This is a genomic window from Stenotrophomonas sp. SbOxS2 (genome assembly GCF_013416715.1).
Taxonomy (GTDB): Bacteria; Pseudomonadota; Gammaproteobacteria; order Xanthomonadales; family Xanthomonadaceae; genus Stenotrophomonas; species Stenotrophomonas lactitubi.
Window position 1 is genome coordinate 303,235 of sequence record NZ_JAAVXD010000007.1, and the last position, 17,527, is coordinate 320,761.

Annotated in this window: 17 protein-coding genes; 5 read left to right on the forward strand and 12 right to left on the reverse strand. The window is 66.6% G+C overall.

Going from position 1 to position 17,527, the window contains the following annotated elements:
- Positions 1 to 11: 11 nt before the first annotated feature.
- From flgG to HFK18_RS16145, 7 genes are all read right to left on the reverse strand, one after another.
- On the reverse strand, positions 12 to 797 hold the full coding sequence (gene flgG, locus HFK18_RS16115) for a flagellar basal-body rod protein FlgG (protein ID WP_025879105.1): 786 nt from the start codon (positions 795 to 797) through the stop codon (positions 12 to 14).
- Between the two features lie 103 nt (positions 798 to 900).
- Positions 901 to 1,650, reverse strand: coding sequence for a flagellar basal body rod protein FlgF (locus HFK18_RS16120; protein ID WP_099818408.1), 750 nt, complete (start codon positions 1,648 to 1,650; stop codon positions 901 to 903).
- Between the two features lie 32 nt (positions 1,651 to 1,682).
- Positions 1,683 to 2,906 carry a flagellar hook protein FlgE gene (gene flgE / locus HFK18_RS16125; RefSeq protein WP_025879107.1) on the reverse strand — a complete coding sequence of 408 codons (1,224 nt, stop codon included), beginning with the start codon at positions 2,904 to 2,906 and terminating at the stop codon, positions 1,683 to 1,685.
- Between the two features lie 32 nt (positions 2,907 to 2,938).
- Positions 2,939 to 3,622, reverse strand: a complete 684-nt coding sequence (locus HFK18_RS16130; RefSeq protein ID WP_180167012.1) for a flagellar hook capping FlgD N-terminal domain-containing protein — start codon at positions 3,620 to 3,622, stop codon at positions 2,939 to 2,941.
- Between the two features lie 23 nt (positions 3,623 to 3,645).
- The gene (flgC, locus tag HFK18_RS16135) at positions 3,646 to 4,053 is read right to left on the reverse strand and encodes a flagellar basal body rod protein FlgC (RefSeq protein ID WP_025879109.1); all 408 of its coding nucleotides are present in this window, start codon (positions 4,051 to 4,053) and stop codon (positions 3,646 to 3,648) included.
- Between the two features lie 3 nt (positions 4,054 to 4,056).
- A complete protein-coding gene (gene flgB / locus HFK18_RS16140; RefSeq protein ID WP_025879110.1) occupies positions 4,057 to 4,452 on the reverse strand; it encodes a flagellar basal body rod protein FlgB in 396 nt (131 codons plus the stop codon).
- A gap of 147 nt (positions 4,453 to 4,599) precedes the next feature.
- Complete coding sequence (locus HFK18_RS16145; RefSeq protein ID WP_089241055.1) at positions 4,600 to 5,544, reverse strand: chemotaxis protein; 945 nt, start codon at positions 5,542 to 5,544, stop codon at positions 4,600 to 4,602.
- Positions 5,545 to 5,675: 131 nt separating this feature from the next.
- Here HFK18_RS16145 and flgA point away from each other — a divergent pair, with 131 nt between their 5' ends.
- The 4 genes from flgA (at position 5,676) to HFK18_RS16165 (ending at position 8,357) form a co-directional block, all read left to right on the forward strand.
- Positions 5,676 to 6,332, forward strand: coding sequence for a flagellar basal body P-ring formation chaperone FlgA (flgA, locus tag HFK18_RS16150; RefSeq protein ID WP_099818409.1), 657 nt, complete (start codon positions 5,676 to 5,678; stop codon positions 6,330 to 6,332).
- Between the two features lie 75 nt (positions 6,333 to 6,407).
- Entirely contained in the window at positions 6,408 to 6,713 is a 306-nt protein-coding gene (flgM, locus tag HFK18_RS16155; protein ID WP_025879113.1) for a flagellar biosynthesis anti-sigma factor FlgM, read from the forward strand.
- Positions 6,710 to 7,048, forward strand: coding sequence for a flagella protein (locus HFK18_RS16160; RefSeq protein WP_025879114.1), 339 nt, complete (start codon positions 6,710 to 6,712; stop codon positions 7,046 to 7,048). Before flgM ends, HFK18_RS16160 begins: the two co-directional genes overlap by 4 nt.
- 91 nt (positions 7,049 to 7,139) lie before the next feature.
- Positions 7,140 to 8,357 carry an ATP-binding protein gene (locus HFK18_RS16165; protein WP_099818410.1) on the forward strand — a complete coding sequence of 406 codons (1,218 nt, stop codon included), beginning with the start codon at positions 7,140 to 7,142 and terminating at the stop codon, positions 8,355 to 8,357.
- Positions 8,358 to 8,452: 95 nt separating this feature from the next.
- On the opposite strand, the gene HFK18_RS16170 is transcribed toward HFK18_RS16165, so the two are convergent.
- Both HFK18_RS16170 and HFK18_RS16175 read right to left on the reverse strand, forming a co-directional pair.
- Complete coding sequence (locus HFK18_RS16170) at positions 8,453 to 10,228, reverse strand: EAL domain-containing protein (RefSeq protein WP_099818411.1); 1,776 nt, start codon at positions 10,226 to 10,228, stop codon at positions 8,453 to 8,455.
- A 4-nt stretch (positions 10,229 to 10,232) separates the two neighbouring features.
- Complete coding sequence (locus HFK18_RS16175; RefSeq protein WP_180167013.1) at positions 10,233 to 12,335, reverse strand: PAS domain-containing sensor histidine kinase; 2,103 nt, start codon at positions 12,333 to 12,335, stop codon at positions 10,233 to 10,235.
- Between the two features lie 143 nt (positions 12,336 to 12,478).
- On the opposite strand from HFK18_RS16175, the gene HFK18_RS16180 reads away from it, so the two are divergent.
- On the forward strand, positions 12,479 to 15,238 hold the full coding sequence (locus tag HFK18_RS16180) for an EAL domain-containing protein (RefSeq protein ID WP_180167014.1): 2,760 nt from the start codon (positions 12,479 to 12,481) through the stop codon (positions 15,236 to 15,238).
- Between the two features lie 160 nt (positions 15,239 to 15,398).
- On the opposite strand, the gene HFK18_RS16185 is transcribed toward HFK18_RS16180, so the two are convergent.
- From HFK18_RS16185 to HFK18_RS16195, 3 genes are all read right to left on the reverse strand, one after another.
- Positions 15,399 to 15,926: a hypothetical protein gene (locus tag HFK18_RS16185; protein WP_180167015.1), complete on the reverse strand. Its 528-nt coding sequence runs from the start codon at positions 15,924 to 15,926 to the stop codon at positions 15,399 to 15,401.
- A gap of 66 nt (positions 15,927 to 15,992) precedes the next feature.
- Entirely contained in the window at positions 15,993 to 16,208 is a 216-nt protein-coding gene (locus HFK18_RS16190; protein ID WP_180167016.1) for a hypothetical protein, read from the reverse strand.
- Between the two features lie 98 nt (positions 16,209 to 16,306).
- Positions 16,307 to 17,497 (reverse strand): methyl-accepting chemotaxis protein, encoded by a 1,191-nt coding sequence (locus HFK18_RS16195; protein ID WP_100552494.1) that lies wholly within the window; start codon positions 17,495 to 17,497, stop codon positions 16,307 to 16,309.
- Positions 17,498 to 17,527: the final 30 nt, after the last annotated feature.

A 17,527-nucleotide genomic window follows, 5' to 3' on the forward strand; every position in this document is an offset into this window, starting at 1 on the left:
GGTGAGGGCGGTCAGAGCTTGTTGCTGAGGTAGCCGAGCATCGAGTCGGTGGTCGAGATCGCCTTGGCGTTCATTTCGTAGGCGCGCTGGGTTTCGATCATCGACACCAGCTCTTCCACCACGTTGACGTTGCTGCCTTCCAGCGCCCCCTGCACCACGGTGCCGAGGCCGTTCAGGCCGGGGTTGCCGTTCTGTGCCGGGCCGGAAGCAGTGGTTTCCAGGAACAGGTTTTCACCGCGTGCCTGCAGGCCCGCCGGATTGACGAAGTCGGTCAGGGTCAACGCACCGACTTCCACCGATGCCGCACCGTCAGCCATCTTCACGCTGATGGTGCCGTCGGTACCGATGGTCACCGACTGCGCGCCTTCGGGAATCTGGATGCCCGGCTGCACCGGGTAGCCACTGTTGGTGACCAGCTCGCTGTCCTGGTTGATCTTGAACGAGCCGTCGCGCGTGTAGGCCGAGCTGCCGTCGGGCATCTGCACTTCGAAGAAGCCGCGGCCGTTGACCATCACGTCAAGCGCGCGGCCGGTCTGCTGCTGGCTGCCCTGTTCGAAGTTCTTGGCGGTGGCCACCACGCGCACGCCGGTGCCGATCTGCAGGCCGGTGGGCAGCTGGGTCTGTGCCGAAGACGAACCGCCGGGCTGGCGCACCTGCTGGTACAGCAGGTCCTCGAAGCTGGCGCGGTCCTGCTTGAAGCCGGTGGTGTTGGTGTTGGCGAGGTTGTTGGAAACCACCGACATGCGCATCTGCTGCGCATCCAGTCCGGTTTTCGCGATCCACAATGCCTGGTTCATCTTCGGAGTCCTGTCTGGGTGAAGCCGGCCGCGCGATGCGGCCCATGGGGTAGGGAGTGCAAGCGGCGTGCCAGCACCGGCGCAGGCCGGTGCCGGAATTCCGTCAGCTGCCCAGGCGCAACAGGCTGTTGGCGCTGCGCGCGTTGTCATCGCCGTGCTTGATCACCTGCACCTGCATTTCGTACTGGCGTTGCAGTTGGATCATCTGTACCAGCGCGCCGGCGGCATCGACGTTACTGCCTTCCAGCTGGCCGCTGTGCACCGCCGTGCCCTGCGCCTGGGCGAACGGCTGCAGCGGATCGGTATTGCGGAACAGGCCATCCAGGCCGCGTTCGAGGCGCTCATCCGGCGCCTGCACCACCTTGATCCGGCCGATCATCGCCATCGTCTGCGGGCCTTCGCCCTGCGGGATGATCGAGATCGTGCCGTCGTTGCCGATCTCCATAGCCTGGTAGGGCGGAATCGCGATCGGGTTGTTGTTGTCATCCAGTACCGGACGGCCGCTGGAGGTCACCAGTTGGCCGTTCGGGGTCACCGACAGCGCGGCGCCACGGGTGTAGGCCTCGCTGCCATCGGTGGACTGCACGGCCAGCCAGGTGCCGGTCTGCAATGACAGGTCCAGCGGCTTGCCGGTGATGTGCTGCGCGCCGGCGGTGCGGTTGAAGCCCGCATCGACGTGCAGCGCATCCACCCGCGAGGCAAAGCCCGGGCCACGGATCGGGAAGGCTTCGGTGTTGGCCAGCGCTTCCTTGAAGCCGGGGGTGTCCGAGTTGGCGAGGTTGTGGCTGAGCGTTCCCTGCGCCTGCAGGGAGGCGCGGGCACCGGTCATCGCCACGTAAAGGGCTTTATCCATGCGGGGAGTTCCGTGACAGGGTCAGCAGGTCATCAACGGATGTTGATGACGGTCTGGGTGATCTGGTCCTGGGTGGTGATCATCTGCGCGTTGGCCTGGAAATTACGCTGCGCGGTGATCATGTTGACCAGCTGTTCGGTCAGGTCGACGGTGGAGGATTCCAGCGAGCCAGCCTGGATCTTGCCAAGGTTGGAGGTGTCGGCGGCGCCGGTGCGCGGCGTGCCCGAATCGAAGGTCTCCACCCACAGGTTGTTGCCCTTCTGTTCCAGGCCCTGCGGATTGTTGAAGCTGGTCAGCGCCACCTGGCCCAGCGGCTTGTCGTCGCCGTTGGAATAGCGGGCGAACACCACGCCGGTTTCCGAAACGGTGATCTCGTTGAGCTTGCCGGCCGCGTAGCCATCCTGCTGGGTGTTGCGCAGGGCGAACTTCTCGCCGTACTGGGTCGAGCCGCTCACATCCAGCGTCATGTTCAGCACGCCAGCGCCGGTGGTCGGGGTGAAGGTGCCCAGGCTGATCTTGCCGTTGGCCGGTGCGGTCAGCTTGCCGGCGTTGTCGAAGGTCAGCGGGGTCGGCGTGCCGGCCGGCTGGCCATCGACGTAGTTGTGCACCGTCCAGGCGTTGGTGGCCGCTTCCTTCACGAAGTAGGACACCTGGGTGTGGCTGACGCCCAGCGAGTCATAGACGGTGATGCCGCCGCTGGAGTGGCTGTAGCTGTTGGAATTGGTCGGGTCGAAGGGGTTCACCGTCGGCTGCTTGGCATTGCCCGGCAGGGTGAAACCAACCTTGACTTCACTGGTCTGCTTGGGCGGGCTGTCGGTGGTCAGCAGCTGCAGGTCGACCAGGCGGCCGGCATCGAAGTTGGTGCCGTCGGCGTTCGGTGCGAACACCTGCAGGCGTGCGCCCTGCGGGTTGACCACGTAGCCGGCGGCGTCGGTCTGGAAGTTGCCGGCGCGCGAGTAAACGCGTGCACCGTTCATGTTCATGGTGAAGAAGCCCTCACCGGAAATGGCCATGTCCAGGCTGCGGCCGGTCTGCTCGTTGTTGCCCTGGATGAACTGCTGGGCCACGTTGGACACGCGCACGCCCGAACCGATCGCGTTCTTGGACAGGCCGTAGCTGGTGGCGGCGAACAGGTCGGCGAATTCCGCGCGCGACTGCTTGAAGCCAGTGGTGTTGACGTTGGCCACGTTGTTGGCGGTGACGCTCAGGTCCGAGTTGGCAGCGTTGATGCCGGACAGGGAAATGTTGAAGCCCATGGGATGCTCCTGTTGGATGCGGTGGGTGCGGCTCAGCTGACGCGGAGCACGTAGTCGAGAGGGGCCGTGCCCAGGCCCTTGAGATTCAGGTAGAGGCCGTCGGAACCGACGGTCACGCTTTCCACCGGCGCCTGCACGAAGGTGGACAGCTTGGTGCTCTTGCCGGTGGTGTCGACGTGGTTGGCAACGATGTTGTACTTGCCCGGCTCCATGCGCTTGCCGTTGGCATCCTTGCCGTCCCAGGTGAACGCGGTCTCGCCGGCAGCCTTGGCTTCCACGCTGATCGAGGTGACCTTGGTGCCGTTGGCGTCGGTGACGTCCACGGTGACGATGCCGGCGGCCGGTGCGGCAACCGTGCCTTCCACCGAGCCTTCCTTCTCCAGCACCAGCTTTTCCGACGGCACCAGCACCTGGTGGCCGACCAGCGCGGCGCCACGCAGCACCTGGTCGCTGGCCATCGACTCCTGGAAGCCCTTCACCGACTTGTTCAGATCGGTGATGCCCTGCACGGTCGACATCTGCGCCATCTGCGAGACCATCTGCGTGTTGTCCATCGGCTTCAGCGGATCCTGGTGCTGCAGCTGCTCGGTCATCAGGCGCAGGAAATCGGCCTGGTCCAGCGTGTTCTTCTTCTTGGTGGCGTTGCTGTTGGGGGCGTTCAGGCCGAGGGCGGCGTAGACGTCCTGGTTGCTCTGGTTGTTGACGGCAGTGGTCATGGCGGTGTCCGGTGCAGCGGGCCTCAGCGGCCCATGGTCAGGGTGGCCAGGGCCAGTTCCTTGGCGGTGGTCAACATCTCCACGCCGGCCTGGTAATTGCGCGAGGTCGAGATCAGGTTGACCATCTGCGCCACCGGATCGACGTCGGGCTGGTAGATGTAGCCATCGCCGTCGGCCAGCGGATGGCCCGGCTCGTAGCGCTTGATCGGCGCCGCGTTGCTCTGGGTGATTTCCTTGACCTGCACCGAGGTGATGTTCGGATCGGTCTTGCTGGTGACCGCCTGGAAGATCGGTTCCAGCGGCTTGTACACCGCGTCGGCGGAGCCGGCGATGCTGTCAGCGTTGGACAGGTTGGAGGCGATGGTGCTCATGCGCACCGACTGCGCCTGCAGTGCGGAACCGGCGATGTCGAAGATCGGCAGGTTGCTCATGGCTTATTGCCCCGTGATCGCGGTGAGCATGGAACGCACCTTGCTTTCGACGAAGCTCAGCGAAGCGCGGTATTCCAGTGCGGCGCGGCCATAGGCGGCGCGTTCGGCATCGGGGTCGACGGTGTTGCCGTCGATGCTGGGCTGCACGCCCTCGCGGGCCACCTGGAACGGATTGAGGCCACTACCGATTTCGTAGTGCTGCTCGTTGGTGGTGGTCATCAGGCCGTTGGCATCCAGCCCCTGGGCGTGGCGCAGGGCCGAATCGAAGTCCAGGTCCTGGGCCTTGTAGCCGGGGGTGTCGGCATTGCCGAGGTTGCTGGCGATCAGCTTCATGCGCTGTTCGCGCAACGGCATTGCCTGGGCATGGACGCCCAGGTAGTCGGTAATCAGGTTGCGCACGGTGCACTCCCACGGGAACATTGCCCGGGAAGCTGCAAGCGGTGTGCCAAAGTGGCGCGCGATCCTGTAGAGCCGAGCCATGCTCGGCTGCGTTTCGTTCAGGCCCCGTGCAAGCCGAGCATAGGTTCGGCTCTACCGGAGAGGGCCTTACGCCGCCATCGCAACCTTGCGCAGGCGGTCCAGCACGAAATCGGCCAGCTCGTGCGGCGAATACTTGGCGACGAAGGCATTGGCACCCACGCGCTCGACCATCGCATTGTTGAATACGCCCGACAGGGAGGTATGCAGCAGCACGTACAGCCCGGACAGGCCGGCATGCCGCCGGATTTCCGTCGTCAGCGTATAGCCGTCCATCGCCGGCATCTCGATGTCCGAGATCACCATGGCGTAGCGATCGGCCGGATTTTCACCCGAGGCATGGATCTGCAGCAGGTGGTCCAGCGCCTGCTTGCCGTCCGAGAGCAGGGTCGCACCCACCCCCAGCTGGTCCAGCACGCTGCGGATCTGCTGGCGCGCCACCCGCGAATCATCCACCACCAGCACCTGCAGCTGCGGGGCATCGGCGGGCATCGCCATGGCCGGGTCGAGCACCGCTTCACCGCGCACCTGGGCGATGTCGGCCAGCACGCTTTCCACGTCGATCACCTGGATCAACTCGCCCTGGAAGCGGGTCACCGCGGTCAGGTAGCTGGATTCGGCGCCCAGTTCCGGCGGCGGGTGGATGTCTTCCACCGCGATGTTGACGATGCGCTCCACGCCGCTGACCAGGAAGCCCTGGATCGAGCGGTTGAACTCGGTCACCACCAGGTAGCCGGGCGCGGTGTCCGCATCCGGCTCGCGCTCGGGGTGGCCGATGGCCAGGCCCAGGTCCAGCACCGGCACCGAGCGGCCGCGTACATCGGCCACGCCGGCAAACTGGCCGGGCAGGCCGGGCACCTGGAACAGCTCCGGGCGGCGCAGCACTTCCTGCACCTTGAAGACGTTGACGCCAAAAAGCTGACGTCCGCCGAGGCGGAACAGCAGCAGCGCCAGGCGATTGTGGCCGGCCAGTCGGGTTCGCTGGTCGATCCGGTTGAGCAGGTCATGGGACATGGCTGCTGTATCGGCGCGGGCAGGGTGGAACTTGAGGGCCTGTGCAGAGGCGGGCCGGGAAGCTGTCCGCCCTTTGCCAGTGGCACGCAGCTTGCACGCGACTGGGCCAGGTCTTACCGACAGGAGGCGCCATGCGCCGCATTGCTTCTTTCCTTGCCATTGCGCTGGCCGTGGCCGCGCCGTGGGCAACCGCAGCCGACTGGCAGCCGGTGGCCAGCATCCGCGCCGCGGCACTGTCGACCCTGGCCGCAGGTACCGAAGGTGAGGCGGTCGTCGCCGATGCGCTGCGTCTTCCCAAATGTGGCGGCGCATTGCAGGTGCAGCCCACGGCCAACACCACGGTGGAGGTGAGTTGCCCGGACGCCGGCGGCTGGCGCCTGTTCGTGCCGGTGAAGGTGCGCCGCAACCAGACCGTGCTGGTGCTGACCCGTGGCATTGGCACTGGAGAATCCATCGCCGCCGCCGATATCAGTACTGCCCAGCGTGACGCGGCACGGATTGCCGGCGCAGTGCTGGCCGATCCTGCCGCGGCGATCGGCCGCATCGCCCGTCGGCCGTTGCCGGCGGGAACCCTGTTGTCGAGCAACGATCTGGTTGCACAGCGTCTCATCAAGCGAGGAGACAGCGTGGCGCTGGTATCGCGGCGTGGTTCGGTCGAGGTCCGTATCGCCGGGCGCGCACTGGGCGATGCCGGGCAGAACGAGCGCGTCTCGGTGGAAAACCTGTCCTCGCGCCGTATCGTGCAGGGCACGGTGGACGCGGCCGGTGACGTAATCGTGGCGCGTTGAAATAATTCAGAATTCCCCTAAAGATCACGGCCCTGCGGCCGTTATCCCTTGTGTACGGCAACTCCAGGAAACCCCATGAGCCAGAAAATCGACGGCAACCTGCAGGTCCCCCAGGCACTGCGCAGCGTGACCACCCCGGCCGCCAAGCCCGGCGTGAGCACCGATTCGGCGGCACGTCCGGTCGAGGCGGCCGACAGCCTGCGCCTGACCGGCGAAGCCACCAACCTGCAGGCCATCGAGCGTGAGCTGAGCACCGCCCCGGCGATCGACGCCCAGCGTGTTGCAGCGGTGCGCGAATCGCTGCAGAACGGCACCTACAAGATCAATCCGGACGCGATCGCTTCGCGCATGCTTGAACTGGACCAGCAGCTGCAAGGATGACCGCGGCGATGAGCGAGCCGCTGCAGCGCCTTGCCCAGGCCCTGGACGTTGAACGCCAGGCCCTGGTCGAGCACGACGTGCACGCCCTGATCCGTGCCACCGGTGCGAAGCTGGAAGCGCTGCGTGCGCTGGAAGGCGCGCCACCGGTGGGCGAGGGCGAGCAACTGCAGGAACTGGCCGAGCGCAACCGCGCCAACGGCGTGCTGCTGTCGCGGCGCCGGCGCGAGGTCAACTGGGCACTGCGCCAGATGGGCCGCACCGAAGAGTCCTCGGCATACGATGCCAAGGGCCAGTCGCACACCGTCACCGCGCGGCGGCCACTCGCCGTCGCCTGACAGGCCGGCGGTCGGCTGACCGTCCGATGGCGGCTGTCGGCCGCCGCATGAACGCGTATATTGGGCGCCTGTTTGATCGCCCCGAGCCGCCGTGTCTGCTGCCAACGTTCTGGTTACCGCCCCCCTTCCGCCGCAACCGGTGCTGCAGGCCCTGCTTGAGCGCCTGCGCGAAGGCTTGCTGCTGTTCACCGAAGATGGACAGGTGGCCTTGGCCAACCCGGCCGCACAGAGCCTGCTGGGCAGCGACGAAGGCGCCTTGCCGCCGCCGCAGCGCCTGCGTGAACTGCTGCCGCCGGATGCCCTCGAACATGCGCGCCAGCACGGTCACTGGAACGGCAGCCTGCCGCTGGGCGAGGGCGTGGTCATCGCCCATCTGTACTTCCACGGTGAACCCGGTTCGGGGCACTACCTGGCGTTGTTCCGCCATATCGAAGGCCAGGAAGACTACGAGCGCGAACTGCAGCAGCGCCATGCCGAACTGCGCCAGGCGTACCTGCGCTTGAACGGCACCCAGGAAAAACTGTTGCAGTCGGAGAAGATGGCTTCCATCGGCCAGCTTGCCGCCGGCGTGGCGCATGAGATCAACAACCCGATCGGCTACGTGCATTCCAACCTGGGCAGCCTGCAGGAATATCTGCGCAGCCTGTTCACGGTGATTGAAGCCTACGAACGTGCTCTGCGCGCGCCGGACCCGAAGGCGTTGATTCCGGAAATCGACGATATCCGTGACCGCCTGGACATCGATTTCATCAGCCGCGACCTGCCGCAGCTGATGGCCGAATCACGCGAAGGCATCGAGCGGGTCACCCGCATCGTGCGCGACCTGAAGGACTTCTCCTATTCCGGCCGCGATGAGTCGTGGAAGCTGGTCGACCTGCATTCCGGCCTTGAATCGACCATCAACATCATCTGGAACGAGCTCAAGTACAAGGTGCACCTGGTCCGCGAGTTCGGCCAGCTGCCGCTGGTGGAATGCCTGCCGTCGGAGTTGAACCAGGTCTACATGAACCTGCTGCTCAACGCCGGTCACGCCATCGCCGAGCGCGGCACGATCACCGTGCGTACCGGCGTGGACGGCGACACGGTGTGGGTGGAATTTGAAGACACTGGCGGCGGCATCTCGCCGGAACTGCGCCAGCGCATCTTCGATCCGTTCTTCACCACCAAGCCAGTGGGCAGTGGTACCGGCCTGGGCCTGTCGATCTCCTACAGCATCATCAACAAGCACCACGGCCGCATCGACCTGGACAGCACGCCGGGCGTCGGCTCGCGCTTCCGCCTGGTGCTGCCGATCAAGCAGCCACGGTAAAGGCCTCTGGTAGTGCCGGCCGCTGGCCGGCAACCCGATGAAACCGGCTACCCCGCAGCTGCCGGCCAGCGGCCGGCACTACCCCGTATGCAGGGTCAGCGCAGCGGTGACCGATCCTCACCACCATCAGCCGGCTCGGCGGCAACCGGCCCACCGTTGCTGCGCCGCTGTTCCTCGTACGTACGGAACGCCTGGTGGATGTGCTTGCGCAGCTCGTCGTCATTCCACGGCTTGGTCAGGAACCGGTAGATCGCACCGCGGTTGATCGCATCGGTCACCGTGTTCAGATCGGTATAGCCGGACAACACCAGACGGATCGTGTCCGGGTACAGCATCTTCACCCGGCCCAGAAACTCGGTGCCGCTCATGTCGCTCATGCGCTGGTCGGACAGGATCACCTGCACGTCGTTGATCGCCAGCAGATCGAACGCATCGCGCACGTTGCCTGCGGCCAGGATGCGGTACCCGTCGCGGCGGAACAGGCGCACCAGCGAGCGCAGCACGTTCTCCTCGTCGTCCAGCAGCAGCAGGGTGCGGTCCGGCCGGGTTTCGGCAAACGCTTCCGGGCGCAGGTAGCGGCGACGCAGGGTCATGCCCGCGGCATCGGCCGACATCGGCTCGCCGAACAGATAACCCTGGAACACGTCGCAGTCATTGCGACGCAGGAAGCCGAGCTGCGCCTGCGATTCCACGCCGTTGGCGATCACCGTCATGCCCAGCTGGTGGCCCATCGCGATGATCGCGCGGGCGATCGCCGCTTCACGATTGCCGGCAGGCGCGCTCTTGATGAAGCTGCGGTCGATCTTCAGCTTGTCCACCGGGTAGCGCACCAGCGCACTCAGGCTGGAATCACCGGTACCGAAGTTGTCCAGGCTCAGGCTGATGCCTTCGTTGCGCAGGTTGGCCAGTGTTTCGTGGACGAAGTTGACGTTGTTGGTCAGGGCGCTTTCGTTGATCTCCAGCGTCAGCATCTGCGCCGGCACGCCAGAGGCCTGGATCACGCCCATGACCTCGGCAAAGAAGTTCGGCCGCAGCAGCTGCAGGGTGGAAACATTCACCGCGATGGTGAAGTCGTCGAAGCCCTGGTCGCGCCACAGCCGGGCCTGCTTCAACGCGCCTTCCAGCACCCATGTGCCGATCTGCACGATGATGCCCAGGCGCTCGGCGGTGCGCATGAAACGCTCCGGCACCAGCATGCCCAGGGTGGGCGACTGCCAGCGCAGCAGCGCCTCCATGCCCACCACGTGGCCATCGCGGGCGCTGACCAGCGGCTGGTACCGCAGTTTCAGTTCGCCATTGGGAATGGCATCGACGATCTGCCGCGCGATGATGCTCTCGCTGTGCGCGCTCGGCGGCGTGTCCACCGCATGGATGCGCACCGCATTGCCACCTTCGCGGGCGGCCTGGTACAGCGCGTCCTCGGCATGGTCGAGCAGGCGCGAGGCATTGCTGGCGTGCTCCGGGCACAGGCTCACGCCCAGCTTGCCGGTCATGAACAGCGTGTAGGGCAGTACCGAGAGGGGCAGCTCCATCTGCTGGCGGATCTCTTCGGCGAAATCCTCGGCCAGCGGCAGATCGGCGGTGCGCGGTACGGCAATCAGGAACTCATCGCTGCCATGCCGCCACAGCATGCCGCGTCCGCGCAGGTAGGACTGCAGGCGCTGGGCGACCAGCACCAGTGCCTGATCACCGACCTCCGCGCTCATGTTCTCGTTGACCGAGGCGAAGTGGTCGATGTCTACATGCATCAGCATCAGCGGGGTGCCTCCGGAAGCGGCTTCGGCGACCATCGCCTGCAGCTCGGGGTTGCCGGCGCCGAGGCGATCAGGCGCATCATCGATGCTGACCGGCGGCAGGTTGGGGTTCCACATGGGCTCAGTATTCCGCTGACTCGACGGCCGCGGTAACAGCGGCCTGGTAAGGAAGGTGGACATCGACGAGGGTGCCGGCGCCATGCGCCGACTCGATCCGGACATGGCCACCCACGCTCTGCGCACGCTCGCGCATCACGATAAGGCCCAGGCCGCGCGGGCCATCCGGGTCGAACCCCTCGCCATCGTCACGGATCATCAGGTGCAGCCCGCGCTGGTCGACGTCGCGCAGCTGCAGCACCACCTGGCTGGCGCGCGCGTGGCGCAGCGCGTTGGTCAGGCTTTCCTGGGCGATGCGGAAGCACGCCTGTTCGATGCTGTTGTCCGGGCGCGTGGGCAGCGATTCGATCTCAGCCTGCAGCTCGACGCTGGACGAGCGGAACAGCACGCGCGCCTGCCAGCTCAACGCCGCTTCCAGGCCCAGCGCATCCAGCTGCGGCGGCCGCAGCAGGGTGGAGATGTCGCGCAGCTTGGCGACGGTGGTATCGGCCAGGCTCACGATCTGTGCCAGGTCCTCGCCGCGCCGTTGCGCGTCGTCCTCGTCCTGCGCCGCATAGGCCGAAAGCTTGATCGCGGTGATCGCCTGGCCGATGTCATCGTGCAGGTCGCGCGAGATTGCCCGGCGCTCGTCTTCCTGCAGCGAGAACAGACGACCGGCCATCGCCTGCAGCTCGCGGTTGCTGGTCTCCAGCGCGCTGCGGGTCTGCTCCGATTCGCTCAGGTCGCGCACGATCAGCAGTTTGCAGTCACGCCCGCCGTAGCGCACGTCACCCACCGCAAGGCCGGCCTGGAAGCTGCGGCCATCGGCGCGCTGCATGGCCAGCACGCTGCTGTGGCCTGGGCTGTGCTGGGGCTGCCCAGCGCGCATCTGCGCGCGCAGCCGGGCCAGATCGCTGCCTGCCACCAAGGCTGACAGCGGCTCGCCCAGCAGCGTGTGGCTGCCGTAGCCGAACAGGCCGGCCGCCCACGCATTGGCGTACAGCACATGTTCGTCGGACAGGATCACCACGCCATCGGGCAACACCCGCACCAGCTCGCGGAACTGCTCCTCGCGTTCGCGCAGCAGGCGCCGTGACTGCTCTCGTTCGGTCACGTCCTGCAGGGTGCCCAGGATCCGGTCACGGCCGGCCTCATCCACACCGCTGGCCGCACGCAGGTGCACCATCAGCGCGCGGCCATCCATTGCCAGTACCGGCAGCAGCACATCCACCTGCACCTGCTCGCCGGAGCACAGCCCGGCCAGCACCTGATCGGTCTGTGCGGCGGTGGCCGGGTCGGCTGCCACCAGCAGTTCGTCGAAACGGTGCCAGCGTCGCGCCTCGGGCGGGCGACGGCCCAACAGGCGATAGACCTGGTTGGAGTAACGGCCCTGGCCGGTGGACGGATCCAGTTCCCATGCGCCGATCCGCGCCAGTTCGTGGGCTTCTTCCACCCGGGCCAATGCCTGGTCGCGCCGCAGCTGCGCCAGGTCTTCGGCGGTGCGGTCGATGGCGATGAGCAGGCGCGCCGTGTGCCCGTCGTAGTCGATCGCGTTCGAGCGCAGTTCCATCTGCCGCAGGCTGCCGTCGCGCAGCTGCAACTGCGCGCGCAGGATGCACAGCTGCTCGGGCGCCTCGCGGATCTCTTCCAGCTTGGTCTGCAACGCCTGGTCCTGGCCCGGCGGCCAGAGCACGTCGATGGTCTGTGCCAGTAGCGCGTCGCGGTCCCAGCCGAAGGTGCTGCAGGCGGCCGGATTGGCATCGAGGATGGCCAGCGTGTCCAGGTCATAGACCAGGATCGGGCCCGGGTTGCCTTCGAACATCTGCCGCAGGCGCAGCTCGGAAGCCTGCAGGCGGGCATGGGTGTGCAGCACGTGCTCGGCCAGCGGCCGCAGCAGCAGGTACAGCAGGCCCGCGCTGGCCAGGGCGAAGAACGCTCCCTTCATGCTCTGCCAGAGTGCCGCCTGCTGCGGGTCGGGCACCAGCGCTGTCACCGCGCCGTCTGTGGCGATCATCCAGGCCAGCGCCATCGCCAGGTAGCTCAGCACCACGCGCCGACGGTCGCGCCCCAGCGCCTGCGCCATCCGCGGGTCGGGAACAGGGGCAGTGCCGGTCGGTTCTACGGGCATGGACAGGGCAGGGAGGTGGGCAGGGAAGAGGGGTGCCGGTCATCTTACCGCGCAGGTGTGCCCTGGCCACTCAATTATCCGCCGCAGGCGCCGTTAACCACTGCGTGCCCCGCTGTCGGGCGTTTCATCCGGAGCAAGATCGCGTGGACCAAGGGATCATCGCCAGCCTGCTGCAGCATCCGCTCGCCTCGGCGCTGGTCATCGTCGACCGTAGCGGGCGCCCGCTCGCGGCCAATCCGGCCGCGCGCGAGCATGGCCTGCCGGCTACGGTGGCCGCCTACGCGCCGATGCTGGAAGACCTGCGCCTGCTGGCCGCCGACGGTGGCATCGTCGCCTGCACGCTGCCAGGCGGCCCACGCGGCCACTACGATGGCCACCTGCGCGCCGTGCATGACAACAGCGGCAACCTGCTCGCCTTCACCCTCAGCGTGCCCGAGCCGGTGCCGATCGACGGCGGTGGCCGCTGGGAACTTGCGCTGGACAGCGCCGGCCACAGCCTGTGGGACTGGGACATCCCCAGCGACCGGGTGGCCCGCACGCCCGCGCTGGGCGAGGAAACCGCCACCCAGATTCTGGCGCGCGTGCACGCCGACGACATCACCCAGGTGCGTGCCGCGCTGGATGAACACCTGCAGGGTGGCAGTGAGCAGTACAGTGCCCAGTTCCGCTTTCGCCAGGCCGATGGCCAGTGGCGATGGGTGCTGGACCGCGGCCGGGTGGTGGCCCGTACCGCCGATGGCCAGCCGCTGCGCATGGTCGGCACCCATACCGACATCGAGCAGCAGAAGCAGCTGGAAGCCATGCTGCAGGAGCAGCAGCTGCACCTGCGCGAAGCCCAGCGCATCGCCAGCATGGGCAGCTGGTCGTTCGATCCGCACAGCCGCCACTTCTGGTGGTCGCCGGAGCTGCGCTCGCTGCTGGCGCTGCAGCAAGGCAGCATCCCGGGGCAGCGACGCTGGCTCAAGCAGCTGCACCCCCGCTCACGCGGCGCACTGCGTGCCGCCTGGCGCCGCCTGTGGCGTGATGGCCGCGCCGCCAACATCGAACTGGAACTTACCCGCGGCAACGAACCCTCCCAGCACCTGCGGCTGTGGATGCAACCGCTGCTGGACATGGACGGCCAGCCCAAGCGCTTGCTGGGGCAGGTACAGAACATCACCGAACAGCACCAGACCGATGCGCTCATCCGCTGGCGCACCGAACTGCTCAATCGCGTATCCGCGCTGGGCCGCATCGGCGGCTGCGAGATCGAAGTTGCCACGCGCAACATGCAATGGACCGAGGAGTGCTATCGCATCCACGGCCTGCGCAAGGAACCGATCACCCTCGACCAGGCTCTTGCACTGTACGCCGAGGATTCGCGTGCGGCGTTCGAAGCGGCGCTGGGGCGGATTGCCGGTGGCGGCCTGCCCGAGCAGCTGGATCTGTGCTTCTACCGCCAATCCGGCCTGCGCGTATGGGTGCAGGTGTTGATCGAACTGGATCGTCGCGATGGCCTGCCGCCGCGCTTCGTGGTCCTGTTCCGTGACATCACCCGCGAGCGTGAAGCCAACGAACGCATCGAGCTGCTGGCGCACTACGATCTGCTGACCGGCCTGCCCAACCGGGTACTGCTGGGTGAACAGACGTCGGAGGCCATCGAGGAGGCGCGCGATCGCGGCACCTCGCTGGCCATGCTGTTCATCGACCTGGACGGCTTCAAGAACATCAACGACAGCTTCGGCCATGCCACCGGTGATGCGCTGCTGAAGGCCGCCGCGACCCGCCTGCACCAGAACCTGCGCAACAACGACCTGTTCGGCCGCTTCAGTGGCGACGAGTTCATCGTGGTCCTGCGCGACCTGGCCGAACCGGAAGATGCCGGGCACGTGGCGCGCAAACTGATCAATTCGCTGGCAGAGCCTCTGCGCCGTGGCGACACCACGTTGAAAGTTGGCGCCAGCGTGGGCATCGCCATGCTGGGCGAGAGCCAGACCGACTTCGATTCACTGCTGCGCGCTGCCGACGCGGCGATGTACGCGGCCAAGGAAGCCGGTCGCAACACCTACCAGTATTACAGCCAGGACGCGTTGGCGCGGATCCAGCGGCGGCTGGAGATCGAGCACGGCCTGCATGGCGCCATCGAGCGCGATGAGTTCAGCCTGGCCTATCAGCCGCTGCTGCATGCCCATCACGGCGAGCCGCCAGCCATCGAGGCGCTGCTGCGCTGGCATCGGCCGGGGATCGGCTACTGCAGCCCGGCCGAGTTCATTCCGATTGCCGAGAAGTGCGGCGAGATCGTCCGCATCGGCGACTGGGTGTTGTCCGAAGCCTGCCGTCAGGCGGCCGCGTGGGATCGTGCTGGCCTGCATTTCGAGCGCATCGCCGTGAATGTATCGGCGGTGCAGCTGCGGGATCGCGGCTTCGCCGAGCGCGTGATCGAGATCTGCCACGCCCACGGATGGCCGCCGCAGCGGCTGGAGCTGGAACTGACCGAGTCTGCCTTGATCCGTGACACCGACATCCTGCGCCACTGCTTCGATGTGCTTGAACGGCATGGCGTGCCGCTGGCGGTCGATGACTTCGGTACCGGCTTCTCCAATCTCAACTACCTCAACCGCTTCCCGGTCGGCCGCCTGAAGATCGATCGCAGCTTCGTGCAGGGCATGCTGCATGATTCCGGTACCGCCGAAGTCACCCAGGCCATCGTGCACCTCGGCCATGCGCTGGGCATGAAGGTGGTGGCCGAGGGCGTGGAAACACACCAGGAAGAAGACATGCTGCGCCGGCAGGGCTGCGACGAGATCCAGGGCTACCTGTACTCGCGCCCGCTCAGCCCGCGCGACCTGGCCCAGTGGCTGCGCCAGCAGCACCTCGCACCCGGCCGCACCGACGCCGCCAGCGAAGTGGTGCTGGTTCGCTGAGGCGCCGCGGCCTTCCTTTGGTGGGTGCCGACCGTTGGTCGGCACTGATGTCGGCACGCGCGATCATCCACGCATGGCGTAGATCTACACTGCTCTGGTAGATGCCGACCTTGGTCGGCATTGATGCCTGCACGCGCGATCATCCACGCATGGCGTGGATCTAGTGCGGCGCGGCAACCAGCCTCTGCGGAAACTCGGACCGCAGCCGTGCGCGCACCGCTTCGACCACGCCCGCATAGCGTCGTCGCTGGATGTAAAAGCCCATATAGAACAGCAGCAGGGCCACTAGCATCGGCCACGCCGCTGGCCGGGCCAGAATGATCGGCACCAGCATCAGCGTCAGGCCCAGCGCGAACCAGCTGCACAGCCCGACCACCCGCACCTCCCGGCGCCGCGCGTCGATCATCACCCGGCCGCGCATCAGCGGAAAGTAGCGACCGCCGAAGCTGGGGGCGAAGCTCTCCCGAAAGGCGATGCTGCCGTCAGGCAGTGCATGGAACACAAGGCGCAACCAGGTATCGGTCGGCAGGTCATGCTCCAGGCCGGCCAGCGAAAGCTGGGCCAACTCGGCCGGCGTAGCGGCAATGCGTTGGTTGAACAGGACGATACCGGTGCGGAAGTAAAACGGCGCCCACATCACCAGCAGCAGGACTTCGACCAGCAGCAAGGTAATCAGGGCGATGGCCATCGGTCTTCCATGAACGGGACCGGCGCATCATGCCACGGGGAAGTCGCATCCACGCATGGCGTGGATCTACTTCAACGCACTGCCATCCAGCCCCAGGTCCCACGCCAACCCCAGCAGGTCGTCGCCGGCCACAGCGGGGGCGGGGCGCGCATCAGCCAGCTGCTGCAGCTCCTGCATTTCTTCGCGGGCCACGTCTTCCAGCTGCCGCAGCTGCTCACGCACGCCCGCATTGCGCGGGCGCTCGTTCTCGTTGATCGGGGGCAGGGCGCGGATCAGGGTCATGGTGCGCTTGCAGGATGCATCCAAAGGCGGGTCACACGCAAAGGCCCCGGCAGAACCGGGGCCTTGCACGCTGCCGGAAGAGGCAGCGGACATCAGGATCAGAACAGCTCGACCGTACCGGCGCCCATGCTCTGCTGGGCAACCGGCTTGTGCGGCGGGCGTTCCCATTCGCTGCGCAGTTCGCGCAGGCGGCTGCCGGTGCGCTGCAGGGCCGAGGCGATTTCCTCGTCGAACACGCCGCCGTTGCGATGCAGCAGTTCCTGCAGGGCCACCGCTTCGCGGTTGATCGCGGTCAGGCGGTCCAGGTGGGTATGCACGCCGCCCAACGCCTGGGTGGCGATGTCCTCGAACTGCAGGGCGCGCACGGCTTCGGCCACGCTGCCGTCGATCGAACGCGCGCAGTCGGACACTTCGCGCATGCCGTCGCCCAGCGACGCATTGATCTGCGCCACGTTGTCCAGCATCGCCGCGGCTTCCTGGCGCGCTTCACGGGAGCGGTCCATATCGCGCGAGGCCATGTGCGAAACCGTCTCGCGGACCTTGGCGATGGCGTCCTTGGAGCTGTGTGCCAGCTTGCGGATCTGCTCGTTGAAGGTGGTCGAGCGCTCGGACAGGTTACGGACCTCGTCGGCGACCACGGCGAAACCACGGCCGGCTTCACCGGCACGCGCAGCTTCGATGGCGGCGTTCAGGGCCAGCAGGTTGGTCTGGTCGGCAATCGACTTGACGTCTTCCAGCAGCGCGAAGATGCCATCCAGGTGCTGCGCCATCTGGTCGATGTGCTGCACGGTGGTGCTGCTCTGGCCGCTCACCTGTTCCAGCGCTTCCACCAGCTGTTCCATGCGGTGGCTGGCGTGCTGGGCGAAGCGGGCAACGTCGAGGCCAGCGCCGCCTTCGTCACCGGCGCGGTCGACGATGCGTGACAGCGCCTGGCTCTGCTGGCGCGACTTGCGGTTCATGGCATCGAAGCTGCCGCCGAGGCTGGAGACGGCCTGGCGGATCAGGTCGCGGGCGCGTTCCACTTCGCCACGCGAACCGTCGATCTCGTTGCCGACGAAGTTGCGCAGCTCGGTCAGCAGCTGGTCCTGCTCACGCAGGACACGGGCATGTTCCGGGGAACGGTGCGCCTGGGCGCGGGCGGTCCACCACGCAAAGCCGAGCCAGCTCAGCGTCATCGTGGTCAGGATCGCCCAACGCAGGGCGACCGGCCATTCGAAACCGATGGCGAAGGGGAGCAGCAGGGTCAGAGCCAGGGGGGCGGCCAGACGGATGAAAATGCGTGAGTACATGGACGTTCTCGGGAGGTGCACGGAGGATGT

Bases quoted from the DNA above. Each gene is read 5' to 3' on its own strand.
- flgG (WP_025879105.1), bottom strand. From the start codon at position 797: ATGAACCAGGCATTGTGGATCGCGAAAACCGGACTGGATGCGCAGCAG.
- HFK18_RS16120 (WP_099818408.1), bottom strand. From the start codon at position 1,650: ATGGATAAAGCCCTTTACGTGGCGATGACCGGTGCCCGCGCCTCCCTG.
- flgE (WP_025879107.1), bottom strand. From the start codon at position 2,906: ATGGGCTTCAACATTTCCCTGTCCGGCATCAACGCTGCCAACTCGGAC.
- HFK18_RS16130 (WP_180167012.1), bottom strand. From the start codon at position 3,622: ATGACCACTGCCGTCAACAACCAGAGCAACCAGGACGTCTACGCCGCC.
- flgC (WP_025879109.1), bottom strand. From the start codon at position 4,053: ATGAGCAACCTGCCGATCTTCGACATCGCCGGTTCCGCACTGCAGGCG.
- HFK18_RS16145 (WP_089241055.1), bottom strand. From the start codon at position 5,544: ATGTCCCATGACCTGCTCAACCGGATCGACCAGCGAACCCGACTGGCC.
- flgA (WP_099818409.1), top strand. From the start codon at position 5,676: ATGCGCCGCATTGCTTCTTTCCTTGCCATTGCGCTGGCCGTGGCCGCG.
- flgM (WP_025879113.1), top strand. From the start codon at position 6,408: ATGAGCCAGAAAATCGACGGCAACCTGCAGGTCCCCCAGGCACTGCGC.
- HFK18_RS16160 (WP_025879114.1), top strand. From the start codon at position 6,710: ATGACCGCGGCGATGAGCGAGCCGCTGCAGCGCCTTGCCCAGGCCCTG.
- HFK18_RS16170 (WP_099818411.1), bottom strand. From the start codon at position 10,228: ATGTGGAACCCCAACCTGCCGCCGGTCAGCATCGATGATGCGCCTGAT.
- HFK18_RS16175 (WP_180167013.1), bottom strand. From the start codon at position 12,335: ATGCCCGTAGAACCGACCGGCACTGCCCCTGTTCCCGACCCGCGGATG.
- HFK18_RS16185 (WP_180167015.1), bottom strand. From the start codon at position 15,926: ATGGCCATCGCCCTGATTACCTTGCTGCTGGTCGAAGTCCTGCTGCTG.
- HFK18_RS16190 (WP_180167016.1), bottom strand. From the start codon at position 16,208: ATGACCCTGATCCGCGCCCTGCCCCCGATCAACGAGAACGAGCGCCCG.
- HFK18_RS16195 (WP_100552494.1), bottom strand. From the start codon at position 17,497: ATGTACTCACGCATTTTCATCCGTCTGGCCGCCCCCCTGGCTCTGACC.